Here is a 4,778-nt window from a genome sequence, read left to right as displayed (position 1 = left end):
CCAGCAGCACGGCGAGCAGCAGCAGGGCCACCGCCCGGGTCACCGGCACGGCGCGCGGGCCCGGCCACCCCGATCACGACGGCCGTCGCGGCGAGTTCGGACCAGACCGCGACGGTCGTGCCGACCCCGTCCATCGCTCCTGCCAGCGGCTGCAGCGCGAGCAGACCGATGGGGGTGAGCAGGATCAGCGCCGCCCAGACGCCCCGGTGATCGGTGCGCACGGCGAACCCGGCCGCCAGCAGCAGCGCCACCGCGAGCAGCGCGACGGCGGCAACCGGCAGCACCGGCACGGCCGTCGAGATGTAGTAGCTCCCACCGAACCTCTCCGGGGACAGCAGATGCAGGTTGGTCCCCGCGAGGGCGACGACGCCCACGGCGACCGGTGGCGCCGCCCGTAGCGGCGCCGGCAGCGCGTCCGGTAGGCCGAGCGCGACCAGGCCCAACGCGATCTGCGGCAGCAGGACGAACAGCGGCGGGCGGGGCAGGCCGACCAACGGGGCGGCGGGAACGAGGCCGAGGGTGAGGAGCAGGGCGAGCGCGACGGCGCGGCGGGCCCAGCGACCGGGGGCCAGCGCGTAACCGACCGCGGCGAGCAGCCAGCCGATCCACGCCCCGATGCCGAGCGAGACGAACGGCCTCGCGGCGGGCAGGCTGAGGTCGGCCGGGGGTCGCAGCTCCAGCACCGACCAGGCCGCCGCGAGCGAGGTGGCGGTGAGGAACGCGAGGACGGCGGCCAGGCGTACGCCCGGCAGCAGGTCGGCGGCGCCGGCGGCGCGCAGCCGCTGACGGAGGCCGCCGCGCAGGAGGTCGACAGTGTCTCCCGCGGAGGGCCACCGCCGGTTCGGGCCGGCGAGGTCGAGGTAGGTGCCGACGATCTCCGCGCCGCGGGCGCGCCGGTAGTTCGCGGGGTAAGCCCGCAGCAATCGCAGGTAGCGCCGCTCCAGCTCGCTCATGCCAGCCCTCCGGCGGTACGCGGGGCGAGCGGCCGGGCGGTGCGGGAGCGCGCGCGCAGCCGGGCGGTGGCCGCCTCGACGTTGCGGCGCAGCCGCTCGGTCTCGGCGGTCAGGGTGGCGTCCCCGGCGAGGGAGAGGCGGTAGTAGCGGCGCAGCCGGCCGTCCACCACCTCCTCCCGGTCGACCTCGACCAGGCCGGCGTCGACCAGTCGGTCGAGCGCCCCGTAGAGCGTGCCGGGGCGCAGCGAGACGCGACCCTCGGAGAGGGCGGCCACCTCACGGATCAGGCCGTAGCCGTGCATCGGCTCGCCCGCGAGCGCGGTGAGGATCAGGAACGTGGGTTCCCGCAGCGGTGTGTCCATGCCCGCCAATATAACGGACACGAAGGTATATCGGGGGGCGTTACATGAGGGTGCGTCGGGCCCACGGGCGGCAAAGCGGCCGGGCCGGCCCCGCGTGCTGCGGGGCCGGCCCGGCCGGTTGCTGCTGGGTGCTCAGCAGTCGAAGTAGAGCGCGAACTCGTGCGGGGTCGGGCGCAGGCGCACCGGGTCGACCTCGTTGGTCCGCTTCCAGTCGATCCAGGTCGAGATCAGGTCCGGCGTGAAGACGCCGCCGTCGAGCAGGTAGTCGTGGTCGGCCTCGAGCGAGTCGAGCACGGCGGGCAGCGAGCCCGGCACCTGCTTGACGTCGCCCCACTCCTCCGGCGGCAGGTCGTACAGGTCCTTGTCGATCGGCGCCGGCGGCTCGATCTTGTTCTTGATGCCGTCCAGGCCGGCCATCAGCATCGCCGAGAAGGCGAGGTAGACGTTGGCCGACGGGTCCGGCACCCGGAACTCGACCCGCTTGGCCTTCGGGTTGCTGCCGGTGACCGGGATACGGGTGCAGGCGGAGCGGTTGCGCTGCGAGTAGACCAGGTTGACCGGCGCCTCGAAGCCCGGCACCAACCGGCGGTAGGAGTTGACCGTCGGGTTGGTGAACGCCAGCAGCGACGGCGCGTGGTGCAGCAGACCACCGATGTACCAGCGGGCGGTGTCGGAGAGGCCGGCGTAGCCGGTCTCGTCGTAGAACAGCGGCTCGCCGTTCAGCCACAGGCTCTGGTGGGTGTGCATGCCGGAGCCGTTGTCGCCGAAGAGCGGCTTCGGCATGAAGGTGGCGGTCTTGCCGTTCGCCCAGGCCTCGTTCTTCACGATGTACTTGAAGAGCTGGAGCTGGTCGCCGGCGTGCAGCAGGGTGGAGAACTTGTAGTTGATCTCGGCCTGGCCCGCGGTGCCCACCTCGTGGTGCGAGCGCTCCACGGTGAAGCCGGTGTCGACCAGCCGGCGCACGATCCTGTCGCGCAGGTCGGCGTAGTGGTCGACCGGCGGCACCGGGAAGTAGCCGCCCTTGTACGCGGTCTTGTAACCGCGGTTGCCGCCCTCCTCCTCGCGGCCGGTGTTCCAGGCGCCCTCGATCGAGTCGATGTAGTAGTACGCCTGGTGCGCCGAGGTCTCGTGGCGGATCGAGTCGAAGATGTAGAACTCCGCCTCGGGGCCGAAGTAGGCGGTGTCGGCGATGCCGCTCGCGGCCAGGTAGGCCTCGGCCTTCTTCGCCACGTTGCGCGGGTCCCGGCTGTAGGCCTCGCGGGTGAACGGGTCGTGGATGAAGAAGTTGAGCGCGAGGGTCTTCTGCGCCCGGAACGGGTCGATGAAGGCGGTGGCGACGTCCGGGAGCAGGAGCATGTCCGACTCGTGGATCGCCTGGAAGCCGCGGATCGACGAGCCGTCGAACGCGAGCCCGTCGGTGAAGAGGTCGTCGGCGACGGATTCGACCGGCAGGTTGAAGTGCTGCATCACGCCGGGCAGGTCACAGAAACGTACGTCGACGAACTTCACGTCCTCGTTCTTGAGGTATCGCAGGAGTTCCTCGGGATTGGCGAACACACGTCCTCCTGGCACGTCCACGGGGTGGCTAGGCTTCTGGCGACGCTATGGCCGCGCGGTTGCCCGGCCGTGTCTTGAGTGTTTCTGCCGTGTTACGTCCCTCGCGGAGCGTCATCCGCGCCGGTCAACCGGGGCGGGACCGCCGGCCGGAACCGACCGGCTGTGCCAGTGTATTGAGACTTGAGGCGGTTGGTCCCTTTTTGCGCGGTGGGTCGGCCGGTCCCAGCCGGGAACCGCCCGAAGGGCCTGACTACCCTGACCGCTGTGACCACGCCGCATGCTCGCCCCGTGCCGCCCGCCGCGGATCCCACCTTCACCCCGCCGAGCCTGGGCCGCCGGTTCGGCGCGTTGATCATCGACTGGGTGCTCTGCCTGCTGGTCTCGAACTTCTTCGCCGACCCGGTACGCGACAGCTGGGCGCCGGTGCTGGTGCTGGTGCTCGAGTACGGCTTCTTCCTCGGCCTGTTCGCGCAGACCCCCGGCATGTACATCACGAGGATCCGCTGCGTCGCCTGGGCCGACGGCGGCCGGATCGGCCTGCTCCGGGCCCTGCTGCGCGGCCTGCTGCTGGCCCTGGTGGTGCCGGCGCTGCTGATGGACGGGCACCGCCGCGGGCTGCACGACCGCCTCACCGGCTCGGTCGTCACCGCCGTCTGACGCAGAGCACCACGATCGTCTGTCGCTGAGCAGGGCGGAAACGGCCACTTCTCCCTGCCCACCGTCAGGCGATCAAGAGCGCAGCGAGGCACTTACGCGAGGAGCCGGGCCCACCGGGCCCGGCTCCTCGCGTACGTGCTGGGTCAGCGGCCGCGCGTCTGGCGGAAGGCGCCCCGCGGGGGCCGCATGTTCTTCGGGATCGCGCCCTTGGGCATCTGCGGCCGGGCGGTGAGCGCCTTGAGCCGCTTGTCCAGCGAGTTGACGTCCTTGCCGCTGAGGTTGCGCGGCAGCCGCATCAGCGTCATCCGCAGCTTGCGGATGGGCAGCTCGCCCTCGTCCTGACCGATGACGTAGTCGTAGAGCGGCGCCGTGCCGATCACCTTGGCCAGCCGGCGCTTCTCCTGGCCGAGCAGCCCGCGCACCCGCTGCGGGTTGCCCTCGGCCAGCAGGATCACCCCGGGACGGCCGATCACCAGGTGCACCATGTCCATCTGGGTGGTCGAGCTGACGGCCGGCGTCACCCGCCAGTCGCCCCGCATGCTCTCCATGATCTGGGCCGCCGCGCCCGGCTGGCCCTCGGCGGCGTTCATCATCGCCTTGTTGGACCGCAGGTTGAGCACGATCAGCAGCGCGAGCAGCGCCAGCAGGATGCCGATCGGCAGCCAGATCCAGCCCCACAGGACCACCGCGACCACGGTGAGCGCGAGCGGGATCAGCACCGCGCCGGCGGCCAGCGGGGCGAACCACCTGTCCTGCTTGGCGGTGAACTTGAACACCAACCCGATCTGCTTCAGCCGCTGGCCGAACGAGACCTTCTCCTGGGGCTTTGCCATGTCCCAGAGTCTAGTGGTCGGCGCCCGCCGGGTTGATCCGCGGCCGGTGGTCGGTGGACTGAGTACCTTACGTCGCCGGCCGGCCGGGTGAGCCCCGGCGTAAGGAGGGGGAGCGGGCGAAGATCAGGCACCGTGCCCATGCCCCGGGGCCACCTTCGCGCGGAAAGTCAAAGTCAGCAGATGACCGAGACGCACGACAGGAGCCCGACATGTTCGGCAACGACGCGGAATTCATCCTCTCCCTGCACCGCACGCACGCCGCCGAGTTGCGTGCCGAGGCGGCGGCGGACCGGCTCGCCCGGTCGATTGCCCGCCGCGGCGGACGCGGCTGGCTGGGCCGCCGCCACCAGGCGGACCGTACCGACGACGCCCGCCGGTGACCGCCCCCGCCCCACCGGCGGCCGGCGCTGCCCGCC

Annotated in this window: 6 protein-coding genes; 2 read left to right on the top strand and 4 right to left on the bottom strand. The window is 71.6% G+C overall.

What is annotated here, in order from left to right; translation table 11 throughout:
• The 3 genes from DLJ47_RS35930 to glnA all read right to left on the bottom strand — a co-directional run.
• Positions 1-953 (bottom strand): GlsB/YeaQ/YmgE family stress response membrane protein (locus DLJ47_RS35930; RefSeq protein ID WP_158289898.1); only part of this gene is annotated, 953 nt, incomplete at its 3' end.
• Positions 950-1,315, bottom strand: coding sequence for a PadR family transcriptional regulator (locus DLJ47_RS26305; protein ID WP_109903810.1), 366 nt, complete (start codon positions 1,313-1,315; stop codon positions 950-952). The genes DLJ47_RS35930 and DLJ47_RS26305, both read right to left, overlap by 4 nt.
• A 132-nt stretch (positions 1,316-1,447) precedes the next feature.
• Positions 1,448-2,872 (bottom strand): type I glutamate--ammonia ligase, encoded by a 1,425-nt coding sequence (glnA, locus tag DLJ47_RS26300; RefSeq protein WP_109903808.1) that lies wholly within the window; start codon positions 2,870-2,872, stop codon positions 1,448-1,450.
• A 264-nt stretch (positions 2,873-3,136) separates the two neighbouring features.
• Here glnA and DLJ47_RS26295 point away from each other — a divergent pair, with 264 nt between their 5' ends.
• Entirely contained in the window at positions 3,137-3,529 is a 393-nt protein-coding gene (locus DLJ47_RS26295) for an RDD family protein (protein WP_199236008.1), read from the top strand.
• Between the two features lie 143 nt (positions 3,530-3,672).
• On the opposite strand, the gene DLJ47_RS26290 is transcribed toward DLJ47_RS26295, so the two are convergent.
• A complete protein-coding gene (locus DLJ47_RS26290; RefSeq protein ID WP_109903806.1) occupies positions 3,673-4,362 on the bottom strand; it encodes a DUF4191 domain-containing protein in 690 nt (229 codons plus the stop codon).
• 209 nt (positions 4,363-4,571) lie between these two features.
• On the opposite strand from DLJ47_RS26290, the gene DLJ47_RS36395 reads away from it, so the two are divergent.
• Positions 4,572-4,742: a hypothetical protein gene (locus tag DLJ47_RS36395; RefSeq protein WP_199236007.1), complete on the top strand. Its 171-nt coding sequence runs from the start codon at positions 4,572-4,574 to the stop codon at positions 4,740-4,742.
• Positions 4,743-4,778 lie beyond the last annotated feature (36 nt).

This window comes from Micromonospora sp. S4605 (assembly GCF_003176715.1).
Lineage (GTDB): Bacteria > Actinomycetota > Actinomycetes > Mycobacteriales > Micromonosporaceae > Micromonospora > Micromonospora echinaurantiaca.
The sequence above is the reverse complement of the archived record's forward strand: the minus strand, read 5'-3'. Positions and strand labels throughout refer to the sequence as shown.

Excerpts from the sequence above, each read along its gene's own strand:
- DLJ47_RS26290 (WP_109903806.1), bottom strand. The coding sequence starts at position 4,362 with ATGGCAAAGCCCCAGGAGAAGGTCTCGTTCGGCCAGCGGCTGAAGCAG.
- DLJ47_RS36395 (WP_199236007.1), top strand. The coding sequence starts at position 4,572 with ATGTTCGGCAACGACGCGGAATTCATCCTCTCCCTGCACCGCACGCAC.
- DLJ47_RS26305 (WP_109903810.1), bottom strand. The coding sequence starts at position 1,315 with ATGGACACACCGCTGCGGGAACCCACGTTCCTGATCCTCACCGCGCTC.